11 protein-coding genes, 1 tRNA gene and 1 pseudogene are annotated in these 13,141 nt (G+C 41.8%); 7 read left to right on the top strand and 6 right to left on the bottom strand.

Annotation, left to right across the window (positions count from 1 at the left end; all coding sequences use genetic code 11):
• Positions 1 to 3,177 (top strand): translation initiation factor IF-2 (infB, locus tag ACKTT2_RS09655; protein WP_407886091.1); only part of this gene is annotated, 3,177 nt, incomplete at its 5' end.
• A gap of 325 nt (positions 3,178 to 3,502) precedes the next feature.
• The gene (locus ACKTT2_RS09650; protein WP_407886089.1) at positions 3,503 to 3,697 is read left to right on the top strand and encodes a hypothetical protein; all 195 of its coding nucleotides are present in this window, start codon (positions 3,503 to 3,505) and stop codon (positions 3,695 to 3,697) included.
• Between the two features lie 96 nt (positions 3,698 to 3,793).
• Here the strand turns inward: ACKTT2_RS09650 and ACKTT2_RS09645 are convergent, their stop codons facing one another.
• Positions 3,794 to 4,444 carry an alpha/beta hydrolase gene (locus ACKTT2_RS09645; RefSeq protein ID WP_407886087.1) on the bottom strand — a complete coding sequence of 217 codons (651 nt, stop codon included), beginning with the start codon at positions 4,442 to 4,444 and terminating at the stop codon, positions 3,794 to 3,796.
• A 177-nt stretch (positions 4,445 to 4,621) separates the two neighbouring features.
• Here ACKTT2_RS09645 and ACKTT2_RS09640 point away from each other — a divergent pair, with 177 nt between their 5' ends.
• Positions 4,622 to 6,307: a DUF1565 domain-containing protein gene (locus tag ACKTT2_RS09640; RefSeq protein ID WP_407886085.1), complete on the top strand. Its 1,686-nt coding sequence runs from the start codon at positions 4,622 to 4,624 to the stop codon at positions 6,305 to 6,307.
• A gap of 377 nt (positions 6,308 to 6,684) precedes the next feature.
• On the opposite strand, the gene ACKTT2_RS09635 is transcribed toward ACKTT2_RS09640, so the two are convergent.
• Positions 6,685 to 6,948, bottom strand: coding sequence for a DUF3493 domain-containing protein (locus tag ACKTT2_RS09635; protein ID WP_407886083.1), 264 nt, complete (start codon positions 6,946 to 6,948; stop codon positions 6,685 to 6,687).
• A gap of 34 nt (positions 6,949 to 6,982) precedes the next feature.
• On the opposite strand from ACKTT2_RS09635, the gene ACKTT2_RS09630 reads away from it, so the two are divergent.
• A tRNA-Thr gene (locus tag ACKTT2_RS09630) sits at positions 6,983 to 7,054 on the top strand.
• A gap of 267 nt (positions 7,055 to 7,321) precedes the next feature.
• Positions 7,322 to 7,546: pseudogene (locus ACKTT2_RS09625) on the top strand (PhoD-like phosphatase N-terminal domain-containing protein); the annotation flags it as partial.
• 11 nt (positions 7,547 to 7,557) lie between these two features.
• Here ACKTT2_RS09625 and ACKTT2_RS09620 read toward each other — a convergent pair.
• On the bottom strand, positions 7,558 to 8,592 hold the full coding sequence (locus tag ACKTT2_RS09620) for a GGDEF domain-containing response regulator (RefSeq protein ID WP_407886081.1): 1,035 nt from the start codon (positions 8,590 to 8,592) through the stop codon (positions 7,558 to 7,560).
• A 251-nt stretch (positions 8,593 to 8,843) separates the two neighbouring features.
• Between ACKTT2_RS09620 and ACKTT2_RS09615 the strand changes: the two genes are divergently transcribed.
• Positions 8,844 to 9,104, top strand: a complete 261-nt coding sequence (locus ACKTT2_RS09615; RefSeq protein ID WP_407886079.1) for a CRR7 family NDH-1 assembly protein — start codon at positions 8,844 to 8,846, stop codon at positions 9,102 to 9,104.
• Positions 9,105 to 9,197: 93 nt separating this feature from the next.
• Here ACKTT2_RS09615 and ACKTT2_RS09610 read toward each other — a convergent pair whose 3' ends face one another.
• Complete coding sequence (locus tag ACKTT2_RS09610) at positions 9,198 to 9,749, bottom strand: DUF2854 domain-containing protein (RefSeq protein ID WP_407886077.1); 552 nt, start codon at positions 9,747 to 9,749, stop codon at positions 9,198 to 9,200.
• Positions 9,750 to 9,999: 250 nt separating this feature from the next.
• Between ACKTT2_RS09610 and ACKTT2_RS09605 the strand changes: the two genes are divergently transcribed.
• Positions 10,000 to 10,182, top strand: a complete 183-nt coding sequence (locus ACKTT2_RS09605) for a hypothetical protein (RefSeq protein ID WP_407886075.1) — start codon at positions 10,000 to 10,002, stop codon at positions 10,180 to 10,182.
• 148 nt (positions 10,183 to 10,330) lie between these two features.
• Here the strand turns inward: ACKTT2_RS09605 and ACKTT2_RS09600 are convergent, their stop codons facing one another.
• Together ACKTT2_RS09600 and ppk1 are read right to left on the bottom strand one after the other, a co-directional pair.
• Positions 10,331 to 10,747, bottom strand: coding sequence for a response regulator (locus ACKTT2_RS09600; RefSeq protein ID WP_407886073.1), 417 nt, complete (start codon positions 10,745 to 10,747; stop codon positions 10,331 to 10,333).
• A gap of 176 nt (positions 10,748 to 10,923) precedes the next feature.
• On the bottom strand, positions 10,924 to 13,140 hold the full coding sequence (ppk1, locus tag ACKTT2_RS09595; RefSeq protein WP_407886070.1) for a polyphosphate kinase 1: 2,217 nt from the start codon (positions 13,138 to 13,140) through the stop codon (positions 10,924 to 10,926).
• Position 13,141 lies beyond the last annotated feature (1 nt).

Below are 13,141 nucleotides of genomic sequence, written 5' to 3'. Positions count from 1 at the left end.
AATAAAGAGCTATTAGCAATTTGCGACCAGCTCAACATTGCGGTCAAAAGCCATAGCAGTACAATTACAGAGTCGGAAGCAGAACGCATTCGGACTCAAGCAGAAAAATTAGCGGCAACAACTGTGCCGCAAAAAAAGGATAATGGTGGAAATAGCCATAGAATAAATTCACTACAAGCTGGCTCCCGAAACAGACCTGCTGCACCTAATAGTCAACAAATCTTGGAGATACGTAAACCTAAAGACTTGATAAACCAGACGTCAAACGCCTCCGAGGCGTCAGTTGCTACCAACATCAGACTTGCTTCTTCTGAAGTTAATCCTCCTTCCCCCCCTAAGCCCTTCGCTACCCCAGTCTCACCCATGAAGCCCGTGGCACCAAGCAAACCTGTACCCCGGAATCAGTCTGAGACCGCTCAAGAACTTGTTGTGACAGATGCGGCTAATAAGACACAAGATACAGAAAAACCGGCGGAAAAAACAACGACAGCAAAACCAGAAAAATCGGTTGCACCTTCTCAAGGGTCTAAGGTAAAACCGGAAAGACCTCAAAAGCCGCAACTGACGGCACCACCTACAAGACCAGCAGGAGAAAAGCCCAATACAGGTGGCATTTCTCCCCAAGCGAATGTAAGTGAAAAGCCAATTCTGAAGCGCGATCGCGACCAAGCTAAGCCAGAACGCGATCCCGAACGCGATCGCAATCGACCTGGAAAGCAAGAACACTCCGGCAAGCACGACCAGGCAAGACCGCAGAAAGAAAGAGTCAACAAACCACCTACTGGGGACTCAACAGCACCACCATCAAAACCATCGCGTCCCGCCCCACCTGTGAGATCGGAACGCGGCGTGGGTAAACCATCTGCACCAGTCCCAGGCGGTAGTGATACTCCAAGACCGGGCAGACCAACGCGCCCGTCGGTCGATCATCCAGCTGCAGCAACACTGGCAACTCCACCAAAACAAGTGCCAAGTTCAAGCAAAACAGCAGCGGTCGGTGTTGAGGAAGACGACGACGATGTAGTTGTACCTGAAGTTATCGAACTCAAGCGACCAACGCCGCCACGGCAAGCTAAAGGTAAGAAGTGGCAGGACGAAGATATCGATGAACTCAAAGAAGCAGCTAAAACAGGTAAGGGCGTTGCTAAAGGAAAGCGTCTCAAGCCCATAGTTGATGATGAGGACTTGTTAGAAGACGATCTACTTGACGAAGAAGGACTGGAAATACCAGCCGCCGTTCAAGTTAGTCTTTCCATTGCTCGTCCACCCAAACCCAAGGCAGCTAAAGCAGCACAACCTGCTGTGGCTGTTGTGACTCCAGTAACGAGAGGGAAAAAACCAGCTAGCAATCGCGCCGAGCAACAACAGAACCGTCGTCAGACAGAACAAAAACGGGAGCGCCCGGAAATATTTACAGTTACCGGTCCCATGACTGTCCAAGAACTGGCAGAAGGTTTAGCAGTTGCTGATACAGAGATTGTAAAAGTCCTGTTTATGAAGGGTATAGCGGTTAGCATAACCCAAAGCCTCGATATTCCCACAATTACTCAAGTTGCCAACGAGTTAGGAACAGAAATTACAACTGCCGAACCCGAAGCAGAAGCCCGTAAAGTCACAGAAATGATTGATGTCGAAGATCTGGAAAAACTCCAGCGACGTCCGCCAGTGGTGACAATTATGGGTCACGTAGACCACGGAAAAACTACCCTGCTCGACTCGATTCGCAAAACAAAGGTGGCTGCTGGTGAAGCGGGTGGTATTACCCAGCACATTGGCGCTTACCACGTAGATGTGGAACACGACGGTAAAGAACAGCAAATTGTATTTCTCGATACTCCCGGTCACGAAGCATTCACAGCAATGCGGGCAAGAGGAGCGCGGGTTACCGACATTGCCATCTTGGTAGTTGCGGCGGATGACGGCGTTCGTCCCCAAACAGTGGAAGCTATCAGCCATGCTAAAGCAGCCGAAGTTCCCATTGTGGTCGCTATCAACAAAATTGATAAGCCAGAAGCTCAACCAGACCGGGTGAAGCAAGAATTAACAGAATACGCTCTCGTTCCAGAAGAATGGGGCGGCGATACAATCATGGTTCCAGTCAGCGCTATTACAGGTGACAACCTCGATACGCTGCTTGAGATGATTCTGTTAGTAGCAGAAATCGAAGAACTTTCTGCTAACCCAGAGCGCATGGCAAGGGGAACTGTTATTGAAGCACATCTGGATAAAGCCAAAGGTCCGGTTGCTACCCTGTTGATTCAAAACGGTACGTTACACGTAGGCGACCTGTTAGTAGCGGGTTCTGTCTTCGGTAAAGTCCGAGCCATGGTGGATGACAGAGGAGCAAGAGTCGAAGCAGCCAATCCCTCCTTCGCTGTTGAGGTACTAGGCTTAAGTGAAGTACCAGCAGCAGGTGATGAGTTTGAGGTCTTTAATAACGAGAAACAAGCTCGCTCTATCGCTTCCGACCGTGCTGAAAAACAACGTCAATCCCGCCTCATGCAGGGACGTGTTACCCTTACAAGTCTGTCAGCTCAAGCTCAAGAGGGCGAGTTGAAAGAACTCAACTTGATTTTGAAGGGAGACGTACAGGGTTCTGTAGAAGCTATTGTGGGATCGCTCAGACAAATTCCACAAAACGAAGTACAAATTCGGTTGTTATTAGCATCTGCAGGTGAAATCACTCAAACAGATATCGACTTGGCTGCAGCCAGTGGAGCCGTTATTGTTGGTTTCAACACAACCTACGCAAGTGGTGCAAGACATGCGGCTGATGAAGCAGGTGTCGATGTACGGGAATACGACATCATCTACAAACTGTTGGAAGATATCCAAGGTGCTCTAGAAGGTCTCTTGGAACCAGAGTTGGTAGAAGAACACCTCGGTCAAGCAGAAGTGCGTGCTGTCTTCCCTGTCGGTCGCGGCTCTGTAGCTGGTTGTTACGTACAGTCTGGCAAACTCATTCGGAACTGCAAAGTGCGTGTGCGTCGTAATGGCAAGGTAATCCATGAAGACACTCTTGACTCCCTCAAGCGGATGAAGGAAGATGCACGTGAAGTCAATTCTGGTTATGAATGTGGTGTCGGTATAGATAAATATACTGACTGGGCTGAGGGTGATATCATCGAAGCCTACCAGATGGTAACCAAGCGTCGTACCCTTTCTAAAACAAGGTAGTGGGTACAAAGTTTAGAGTTAGGAGTTAGTTGTCTGTTGAACAACTCTTAACTCTATATTTATTGGAGGGTAGATGGCAGAAGAAAGTTTCTTCACGTTGATTTTTTAATCTTTGAAGATAAATAAACATTTCTAAACCACACAATAAAGTTTCCGTAAGTAAGGTATAAGTTTTAGTAACTAACGAAACAGAATTAACTGTTGGAAAAAATTATCCTTAATAATGAGGACACTTGTTAAAACAAATTGTGTCGCATTTCCCCCGTGGTTCAAAGACACACGGTTTCCATGCTCCCGGAAGTTTTTAGATGAGGATTAAGAAACTATGGTTCGGATGTACTCAACAGATCGCCAATCCCCAGGCAATACGAATATGTGGAACAATCTCAAAAGTGCGATCGCAGCTAGCTCTGGATTCCAACGCTGGTTGTTAGAGCGCGACGATCGAGTGCAAAAACTTCGGCTAGAGGAACAAGTGCAGCGCTATTTACGCGAAACTTTAGAAACCCTAGCGTATTAAGAAGGTTTATCAGTTATCAGTTACTTTTATTTATTTGTTTATTTACTGATTTAATTCACAGTTATCTGATAACTGGTTATTATTTACGTTCGGTCGTTAAAACTTAAGAAAATCTGGGAGATTTCCCTGTAAAATTTGAAGTTGACGATGGGCAAGTGCAAGGCGATCGCCATCAACCTCAACTTCCGACGTTGGGTAATTTTGAATAATTTCTATTAACGTAATCTTTTCATCTTTATTAGCAGAAAGAATCAAAGCAGAACGCAAAGCTTGGCGATCGGCTTTCCCAGAAGGTGTGTGAATCACTTGACTGAGTTGGTCGAGGGCTGCATTACCCACTTGACTATTGAGTATTTTATCAAGAATTAATAAGTTAACTTTTACAGGTTCCGTCAAATACTTACGAACCTCTTGGGGATTTTGACCTGAAGAAGCTAGGTTAGATGACAGCGAACTAGACAGTTTTCCCGTTTGGGCAAACGTTGACAGTTCTTTCACAGAAAGTGATTCGCGAAAGATACGATACTTCAGTATTACACTTTCAGCAGCAAAAGCAGGAATCCCTTGCAGTAAAAGACAGAAGCTGACAAAAAATAGCTGCATTCGCAGAAGTTGTCGGGGATCTGATGGGTATCTGGTAATCATTAAATAACCGTTATCAGTAATTATATGTAACTTTAATTGTACAAAACTTAACGATAAAAATCTCTTTTTTCCAGGGAACACAGCTGCCAATGCATATGTCATCGGCTATAGTTTTGCATAAGTTTCACAACTAAAAAGCTTGTAAATAACCGGATTGAGTTTAAAAAATGAAGTATGAAGGATGAAGCATATAAGGATGAATAAGTTCTTCACTCTTTATTCTTGAAACTTCATCCTTCAGTTAAGTCTAATTTTGTACATTTAAAACCACAAATCAAGATGACACACCAGGGATTTAACATTCCGCAATCAAAATACTTTCACATTCGCGCTTTGCCAGTAGGACTCAGTGCTTTGTTAGCAGTCACTGGTGGATTTATCCTTCTAGACAAAGAGGTCATTGCAGGAGAAGTGCCTCAAAAAGTCAATACGACCATGACAACAGCACAAGTACCTGTTGGCGCGACTGCTCTTTACGTTAATCCAGAAACGGGTCAAGATAGTCCCGATGCTGGAAGTTCAGAAGCAAAGGCTTATAAAACTATCACCTACGCTCTCAAGCAAGTCAAAGCAGGTGCAGTTATTCAACTAGCTCCCGGTACTTACAATCAAGAAAGTGGAGAAGTTTTTCCACTAACGATTGGACCTAGCGTAACGTTGCGCGGTGACGAATCTACTAAAGGTCAAGGAATATTAATTGTAGGCAGTGGTAATTTTATCAGTCCCACTTTTGCCCGTCAGAATGTAGCAATCCTTGCTCAAAACGATAGTGCGATTAGTGGAATTACAGTGACCAATCCAGAAAATCGTGGAACTGGAGTGTGGATTGAAACTACCAATGTTGTGGTCAGCAACTCTACTTTTACTAACAGCGTGCGAGAGGGTGTTTTTGTTACAGGTAAAGCCAACCCAAAAATCGAAAATAACGTCTTTATTCAAAATAAAGGTAATGGAGTTTCTGTAGCTAAATCTGCTCGAGGAGAGGTTCGCAATAACTTATTTCAAGATACTGGTTTTGGCGTTGCAGTGAGCGATTTAGCATCACCATTAATTACTGATAACCAGATTCTTCAAAATAATGGTGGTATCGTAGTTAACGGAGCTTCTAAACCAGTATTGCGTAATAATGTTATTCAAGATAACCGAGATCATGGTTTAGTCGTTATTCAAAATGCACAACCAGATCTAGGAACAGCCGAAAACCCTGGTAAGAATATAATTCGTAATAACGGTAAAAAGGACGTTAAAAAGTTCTTCGATGTACTGAACGCGACTACAGGCAACACGATACTTGCTGTTGGTAATGATATCGATGAAAAGCGAATTTCTGGCAAAGTTGACTTTGTAGCAGCAGCCGTTGATGCACCATTAGGCGGTGCAACAGCTTTCAGAGATGTGCCAGCAGGTTACTGGGCAAAAACGTATATTGAAGCACTAGCCGCTAAGAATATTATTGCTGGGTTCCCCGATGGTTCTTTTAAACCCAATGAACCAGTCACTCGCGCCCAATTTGCTGCCATTATTAGTAAAGCATTTGCACCAAACCCCAAACGCGAAACCTCTAGTTTTAACGATGTAAGCCGCAATTTTTGGGCTTATAAGGTGATTCAATCTGCTTACCAAGGTGGTTTTGTGTCTGGCTATCCTGACAAGACTTTTAAACCAGAACAACAAATTCCACGAGTACAAGCGCTAGTGTCCTTAGCTAATGGATTGGGATTATCTACAGATAGCCAAACTGTTTTATCTGTTTACAGTGATGCTTCTCAAATTCCCAACTACGCAGCAGGTCCCATAGCAGCAGCAACTACAAAACAACTAGTCGTTAATTATCCTTCAGTGAAGGAACTCAACCCTAATCGTCAAGCAACTAGAGCAGAAGTTGCTGCCTTTGTTTACCAAGCACTCGTAAGTAGAGGCAACTTGCAAGCAATACCTTCTCCTTATCTCGTTAGGACTCCATAGGGATAGTTAGTGGTTAGTGGTTAGTAGCTAACAATTAACGACTAACAACTAACAATAATACTAAGTGCCAGAACTGACAATGTGTCAGTTCTGGCACTTAGTATTATTGACTTTTCTTAAAAGCAGGGTCTTTAAAATTTTGACTGACCCTTTCTTACTATCTGTTTATATTCAGGGTCTTTATATAAGCTGACCCCGTTTGAACAAATACTAGTGTCTCAGAATTTTTTCAATTTTCTAATTTCCTAATATTTTTTTAATTTTTTCTGTTTTTTTATTGTCTAATGTATAGAATTGTTAAGTTGATTGTAAAATAGCAATGTAGATCGAGACTCCAGGGAAGGAAAATTATATATAGTTATAAAGTTTACTACGCCCTACTTTTGGCGACGTTGCTCCCAGCGCCAAAGAAAAACCATCAAGGTAACTATTCCTATTTGAAGCGCTAAATTAGGTAGAGCGCTTTCAATATCCCGTCCAGCTAATAACTGTGTTAGGAAGATGAACAGACCAATAAAACCAGAAGCACCACAAGCAATGTAAATAAACATCCGCAAACCTCGATAGGGGGCTGCTGCTTCTGCTTTTAAGCGGGCGTATTGCTCGGATTTCAGGCGATTTTTACTGTTGGGGTCTATCATGATGTAAATACTGTTATAATCTTGTATTATGTACGCCGATGTGGCTCAGCGGTAGAGCAGCTGATTCGTAATCAGCAGGTCACGGGTTCAAATCCCGTCATCGGCTTTAGGGACTTTCAAACAAAACAATATCCTAAAATCTTGTGGTGCGGGCGTCCTCGCCCGCCATTAAGATAGAACGGGCGAGGACGCCCGTCCTACAAGATAAATAATTGTCCCACAATCAGTATTTATCAAAGTATTAACAACCTCTTAATAGTGATTTAAGACCTAGTTGGTAACCTGTTCTTGCAACATTCAGTTGGGTTTGATACCAAATTCACGTCTGTAACCTCTCATTCCCTTCCTTCAAAATTTATAACAAAGAATACATATGGAGCGTTTTCATTGCGATCGCTTGTTATCTAGTAGAGTCAAGCGACGGCGCTTTTTACTTGGTGCTGGGGCAGTCACTACAGGGTTTTTGACAACTCAGTGGCATCACGGAGTTTTAGCACAACCTAGTTTTTCTGGTTATCCCTTCAGTTTGGGCATAGCTTCTGGCGATCCTCTACCCGATAGCGTAGTGCTATGGACGCGACTAGCACCCGATCTGCTTAAGACTACAACTCAACAATTCAACTGCTTGAGAATTATTCGGTTGCGTCCCTCTGCTTTCGCTTGGTAAAGAGCTTTATCTGCCGCCATAATTAAAGTGGTTGGAGAAGATTCAAACTTGGGAACTGTCGTGGCTACTCCAATACTTAAGGTTATGAAGTGGCTGACGGTGGATTCCATATGCTCGAGTTCGAGTTCCCTAACGCCCGCTTGCATGGCAGCTGCGACGTGAACGGCACGAGTTGCATGGGTGTTAGGCATAATCACAGCAAATTCTTCACCTCCGTAACGCGCTACCAAATCCTGATTTTTTTCAGCTGTACGACTTAGGACGGTTGCAACTTTTCGCAAACAGGAGTCTCCTGCTATATGACCATACTTATCATTGTAAAGTTTAAAATAATCTATATCGCATAATATTAAAGACAGTGGCAATTGCTCCTCTACGGAGTTCAACCACTGAGCGTTTAAATATTGGTCAAAACGACGGCGATTTGCAACCCCAGTTAAGCCATCAACATTAGCCAGTTCTTGTAAAGCTTGGGTCACTGCCTCTAATTGTTTGTAAAGTTGTGCCTGTTGCAGCAGTCTTTTGACTCGTTGGCGTAGCACTGCCCAATGAATTGGTTTGGTCACATAATCGCTTGCTCCTGCCTCAAATGCGCGATCGACTGATTCAGAATCTTCTAAACCTGTAATCATTAAAATAGGAATGCGATCGCACAATCTTGAAATTGTACTATTACCAAAAGACAAACCGGGCATAGAATGAACGAGACTCGAAGCAAAGAGAGTTCTGGACAACTGAGTTAATTGCTTGCAACAAGTAAAGCCATCCATAACTGGCATAACAGCATCTAACAAAATGAGGTCTGGTTTGACGGTTGTGAATGTATCCAGACATTGTTTACCATTAGAGACATCCACCACACGATAACCTTCTTTTTCCATGACTTCACGCAACAGCATCCGAATGGTCTTATCATCGTCGGCAACAAGAATCAAAGGGGGGTCATTGGAGATAGAAAATTGGCTTATGCCGGACATGAGTTGCATTCCATAAAATATTCTGTAAAATAAGCGACACGGTTGTGGTAAGGCGATTGTGACACTCTACCGCTACACCATGTCTTGATTGATAACCTGAAAGTAAAAGATGTTTCTTTTATAATTCCCATTCAATAATGTCTAATTACTAAACTCTTGTATTTTATCTTATGTAATGGACAAGTAAAGATGCTCGTGAGAGGATGTACGTAGAATATAAAATTATAGTAAACCTTATAGCATGAGTTGATATGCCAGACCCATTAATGTATAGCCAAGATTATTTTGTTGTTTTAGAAACAAATCAACCCGAGCAAATTTTGACCGCCCTAGAATTACGTGAGAAGCTAAAAAGCGTTTTACAAAATATTGAAGTCGAAGAGTTAATGCCCGATTTACGATCTTTTAATTCACTTGAAGAACAAGCAAAATATTTAATAGATACCACCTGTGAATTAGATGTTGGTCTCGGTCAATACTTACAATGGTATGCAGTTCGTTTGGAAAAATGAATTTTGTTAGTTGTTAGTTGATACTAGTTAGTGGTTAGTTGTAAATAACTACCAACCACTAACCACTAACCACTAACCACTGACTACCAATCACTAACCATTAGAATTCACAACCAAAGTCAACTCAATTTGATTTGCATCTGGTTGCGTGACAGCAACCTCGATACCGGGACCGAAATAATTCGTCATTTTTTCCTGCTTTTTTTGCCATACATCAATAGGTACGGCAGGCGAATTAAATTCCAAAATGAGGGCATAAGCTCCATTAATCTCCGTTTCTCTCAGTCCTGATATTTCTGGTCTGTCTTCATCTGAGGAACCAAGACCCAAAAATTCTAGAGATTTATCAAAATGAGCATCTTGCCCGTACCAGTATCGAGTCAAATCTTTGCGGATTTTAGTTTGAGTAGCAGTTGCCTGTTTTTCTCGCAGTGCCAACACTTGTGGCGTTGTCGGTTGACTAAAAGGCACGGGTGGAATTTCGTTAGCTTTGAGAGCTAGTCCTCCCAACAGAAGAGGAATTCCATAAAAAAATCCAACAAGATTGAGTGTGGCATAGTCTGCAGCATAAGCCACAAAGCCGATTATTGTTAAAATCCCACCGACTGTTAACCCAAGCGTTCCCAAAGAAAATTGGCGTAACATGATTTTTGTATAGTACAAATTCCTAGCATTTCTTTTGTACTACTATTTAGTGACTATTCACAAGCTATACATATACGGGCAATGCCCACCCTACACCCTATTTTCAACACAGTCAGCCAAGAGACTATAGCGTGCAACGAGCGCCGCATAAAAATTTTCTTGCCCCCTATTTACCACTTCCTTTTCAAAGTTAACGTTTTTACGCTAAGTTTAAATAGTAAGAAGATTTTTTAAGATAAAAACACAAAATATGGATGCACAAACACTTAAAGAAAGAGTAGCCTTGGTCAAAGCTAAACGCGAGTATCTACTGAATCTTCTAGAAAAACCTAATTTGGGAACTTTAAGAGTAGATGTAAATCAAGCCTTGGAAGAAATGGACGATCTAATAGATGAGTTTAGACGCACCTTTCCCGATCCAGAAATAATTTAGATCCAATAACTAATCGTTAAATACGGAATTTGCGTCAAAAGGAATTGTCAAACTGCAATTCTATTGACGCATATAAACATATAACATTTTTTTATAACCCAAATTGTAACCGATCTGCTGATTTTTTAAGTTAGGCATACAGCACCATTTAATTGCTTACCGAATGATTTGCGGTTTTCTTGCCTAATTGTCTTACTAGCTCAATCAGTTCTGTGGTAGGTACGTCTTTTTTGCAAACAGCATCTAAACTACCAACTTCTTTGGGATCTTGAAACTTAACATCCTCTACTGAGGAGTAAGCAACGATCTGGGTATCTGGGGCAATGGCTTTAATATGACGAGATGCACTCCAGCCATCCATAATTGGCATTTGTAAATCTAGAACGATCACATCCGGGTGAGTACGTTCAACCAATTCTATGGCTTCTTGACCATTGCTTGCTAAACCAACTACTTGAATATTTTCTTGACGAGAAAACGCTAATTTCAAGGTTAAACGAGTTAATTCGTGGTCATCGACCACAATAACTCTTAAGGTAGAAGACTCACAGGACAAAACTAACATCCTAGGGAACTATAGAGAACATATGGTAACTTTTACAGTTTATGAGAATAAGCAACTAAACTCACTCTATCCAATGGTTGAATAATTTCTAAGTTCCAATGAGCATATCAAGTAATGTGTCAAAAATGAGAGTTTTCTTGGGAACAATCAGCAGTTAATTATCAAAATATTATGAGCTAATTGTCAAGTTGTGATGAACTTTTCTTCGTATTTGTACTAACTATATTTGGAGTACTTGTATTTATGCTTGAAGTCATAGACATGAAAATTTTTTGCGAACTAGCTTCTGGAGAATCTTCAGCAGGGCGTCTTTGAATATAACTACCATCTTGTTGTAATTCCCAAGCTTGACGATTATCCGCGAGCATAATTCCCAAAATTTCCTGCAAATCCTTAGCAATATCTGGATCTAAGATAGGAGTAATGACTTCTACTCGACGATCTAAGTTACGAGGCATCCAATCGGCACTACCAATGAAAATTTCTTCTTGTCCGTTGTTGTAGAAATAATACATACGAGAGTGCTCTAGAAAACGACCAACAATACTGATAACGCGAATATTTTCACTAATATCTTTTAATCCGGGACGCAAACAACATATTCCTCGTACAATCAAGTCAATTTGTACGCCTGCACGAGAAGCTTGGTATAGTGCCGAAATGATTTCAGGATCGACTAGGGAGTTCATCTTAGCAACAATTCTCCCGCTTAGACCATTGTGAACATTCTCGATTTCTCGATGGATTAAATAAATAAAGCGATCGCGCATATTCACTGGAGCCACCAACAGGAGTCGGTAGGACTTTTGCCGAGAATACCCTGTCAAGAAATTGAAAACATCTGTAACATCAGCTCCCAAATCCTCATGACAGCTAAATAATCCCAAGTCCGTATACAGTCGTGCTGTTTTTGGATTATAGTTACCAGTCCCAATATGTACGTAGCGACGAATCCGTTCTTGTTCGCGCCGCACTACCATAACAGTTTTGCAGTGAGTCTTCAAACCGACTAAACCATAAACAACGTGAACTCCTACACTTTCTAGACGCTTTGCCCACTTAATATTGTTCTCTTCATCAAATCGCGCCTTAAGTTCTACCAGTACAGAAACCTGCTTGCCATTTTCAGCAGCAGCAATTAAGGCATTCAGGATTGGCGAGTCGAAAGATGTCCTATAGAGAGTCATTTTAATTGCTAGCACATTGGGGTCATAGGCTGCACTAGTAATAAAACGCACAACTGATGTTGAAAAAGATTGATATGGATGATGTACGAGCAAATCCTTTTCTTGGATAACTGTAAAAAAGTCTTTTCCTTCCTCCACCTCTCGCAAGTTAGAATTTATACTTAAATCCTTAATCCGTTGCAAGCGCGTAGGAACTACAGACTTCCATGGTTCATCTTTAAGATCTGGAACTGGCATTGACATGAAGAACATCAAATCCTTTAGTCCCATCAAACCATCAACTTGATAGACATCGTATTCTGTTAACTCCAAATCCTCTAGCAATCGTTTTCTCACTGACTCAGGAGTCTGAGAATGTATTTCTAACCTTAAAGGAGAACCACCAACACGTCTCTTTCTCAGTTCGTGTTCAATTGCTAGTAATAGATCGTCAGCTTCATCTTCTTCCAATTCCAAATCTACATCACGAGTGATACGGAACATATGGTATTCCTGAATATTCATTCCAGGAAACAAGGACTCTAGATTGTGAGCAATTGCTTGTTCTAGAGATACGCCAGTCCAAATAGCTGGTTTTTCTGAATTTTGAAATCCTAATTCTAGAGGTAAAGGCAAAAATCGCGGTAAAACAGTAGGCACCTTAACTCTAGCGAATAATTCCTCGTCTGTTTCCGGATTTTTAATGATAACAGCCAGGTTAAGACTGAGGTTAGAGATATAAGGGAAAGGGTGACTGGGATCGACAGCCAAAGGTGTGATGACGGGAAAAATTTGTTCTTCGTAGTACTGGTCTAGATAATTTTTTTGCCCTTCCGATAAATTTATATAATCTAAAATATAAATTCCGTGCTCAGCCAGTTGGGGTCGCAAACTTTTTTCAAAATGTTCGTGTTGCTGAGCAATCAATGGACGTAAAGCCATGCTAATCTCTTCAAGCTGCTGCTGAGGTGTACGACCATCAAAAGTGACCAAACTGATTTTTGCTTCCACTTGTTCCTTCAATGCAGCAACCCGCACCATAAAGAACTCATCCAAATTAGAGCTAAAAATTGCCAAAAACTTCAGACGTTCTATGAGAGGGGTGCGGGGGTCACAGGCTTCGTGTAACACCCGTTTATTAAACTCCAGCCAGCTTAACTCACGGTTAAGGTAATATTGTGAATCTTTAAGATTGAGTTGATGAGCTGTCTTTTTAGATTTTGCCATG

The organism is Scytonema hankhaensis NUACC26 (assembly GCF_045865695.1).
In the GTDB taxonomy this organism is placed as follows: Bacteria; Cyanobacteriota; Cyanobacteriia; order Cyanobacteriales; family Nostocaceae; genus Scytonema.
This window is presented reverse-complemented; position numbering and strand designations above follow the sequence as displayed.

Coding starts and splice junctions, on each gene's coding strand:
- ACKTT2_RS09650 (WP_407886089.1), top strand. CDS start 3,503: ATGGTTCGGATGTACTCAACAGATCGCCAATCCCCAGGCAATACGAAT.
- ACKTT2_RS09645 (WP_407886087.1), bottom strand. CDS start 4,444: ATGACATATGCATTGGCAGCTGTGTTCCCTGGAAAAAAGAGATTTTTA.
- ACKTT2_RS09640 (WP_407886085.1), top strand. CDS start 4,622: ATGACACACCAGGGATTTAACATTCCGCAATCAAAATACTTTCACATT.
- ACKTT2_RS09635 (WP_407886083.1), bottom strand. CDS start 6,948: ATGATAGACCCCAACAGTAAAAATCGCCTGAAATCCGAGCAATACGCC.
- ACKTT2_RS09620 (WP_407886081.1), bottom strand. CDS start 8,592: ATGTCCGGCATAAGCCAATTTTCTATCTCCAATGACCCCCCTTTGATT.
- ACKTT2_RS09615 (WP_407886079.1), top strand. CDS start 8,844: ATGCCAGACCCATTAATGTATAGCCAAGATTATTTTGTTGTTTTAGAA.
- ACKTT2_RS09610 (WP_407886077.1), bottom strand. CDS start 9,749: ATGTTACGCCAATTTTCTTTGGGAACGCTTGGGTTAACAGTCGGTGGG.
- ACKTT2_RS09605 (WP_407886075.1), top strand. CDS start 10,000: ATGGATGCACAAACACTTAAAGAAAGAGTAGCCTTGGTCAAAGCTAAA.
- ACKTT2_RS09600 (WP_407886073.1), bottom strand. CDS start 10,747: ATGTTAGTTTTGTCCTGTGAGTCTTCTACCTTAAGAGTTATTGTGGTC.
- ppk1 (WP_407886070.1), bottom strand. CDS start 13,140: ATGGCAAAATCTAAAAAGACAGCTCATCAACTCAATCTTAAAGATTCA.